Source organism: Streptomyces sp. NPDC019890 (assembly GCF_044903445.1).
Taxonomy (GTDB): domain Bacteria; phylum Actinomycetota; class Actinomycetes; order Streptomycetales; family Streptomycetaceae; genus Streptomyces.
Map to the genome: position 1 here is coordinate 1 of NZ_JBJDQK010000098.1, position 1,175 is coordinate 1,175.

At 66.0% G+C, this 1,175-nt stretch carries 1 protein-coding gene; it reads right to left on the reverse strand.

Annotated features, from left to right (window positions below):
• Positions 1 to 26: 26 nt before the first annotated feature.
• Positions 27 to 1,175, reverse strand: a 1,149-nt coding sequence (locus ACI2LP_RS34465; protein ID WP_404728477.1) for a glutaminase, incomplete at its 5' end; no start/stop codon positions are given.

The window sequence follows — 1,175 nt, forward strand, 5'->3', positions numbered from 1 at the left end:
CGGATTCGTCCGGGAATCCGTGGGGGTCAGGCGGTCTGCTTCCTGGCCCGGGGAGATGCCGCGACGGGAGCGGCCGCCCGCCTCAGAGCCTCGATAACTGTGGTGTGGCGGCCGTTCTCCGCGTCGGTGAGCGGGGTCCCGCCCCACCGGTCGGTGGCTGCCAGGTCGGCGCCCTGCTCCAACAGATAGGTGACGACGTCGAGATGCCCCTCGGAAGCTGCCAAGTGGAGGGCTGTACGGCCGTCGTAATCACTGGAGGAGGGCGCAACTCCCGACGCCAGACAGGCACGTACCCCGTCGGCGTCGCCCTTGCTCGCCGACCACAGGAGCTGGATCGTTCCCTCGATCGCCGTCTGGTTCTTCTGCAGCCGCGGGTCGCGCTTGCCCTGCCTGTCGTCTCCTACGAGGGAGTCGTACACGTGGAAGTTGTACTTGGCGACCAGTTGCTTGCAGAACTCGATGCCCCGCACGGAGTTTCCCAGTGTGTCGAGGCGGGGCGACCAGATGGCGATACCCATGACCTGCGGGACGACGAGCATGAGGGCCCCGGACACCCCGCTCTTGGCCGGCAGGCCGATGGTGAAGGCGAACTCACCGGAGTAGTCGTACATGCCGCAGGACGACATGAGGGAGAGGCACTTCTGTACGGTGCCGGTCGAGAAGACCCGGTCCCCGGAGAGGGGCACTACGCCGCCGTTGGCGAGGGTGGAGGCCACGGAAGCCAGGGCACCGGCGTTGAGTTCGACCGAACAGCACTGGAAGTAGAACTCCAGGGTCTCGATCAGGTTGATGCCGGCCGGGAAGGCGCCGTGCTCGCGCATGAAGTAGCCGAGGGCGAAGTTGCGGTCGGCCGTCTGCCGCTCGGAGAGGTAGACGGCGTTGTTGAATCCGACGGGGCTGCCGCCCGACAGCCGTCGCCAGGTGTCCGCCACGTAGTCGAAGCGGTCGGCGATGTCGAGGGAGGCCTCGATGAGCGAACAACTCATGATGGCACCGGAGTTGATCATCGGGTTGTGGGGGAGACCGTTCCCGTTGACCGACAGTTCGTTGAATCCGAGTCCGCTCGGCTCCCGTCCCACATGCCGGTGGACCACCTCGGCACCGTGCCCCTCCAGCGTGAGGCAGTAGTTGATCGGTTTGCACACCGACTGCACGCAAAAGCTCTCACCGAAGTC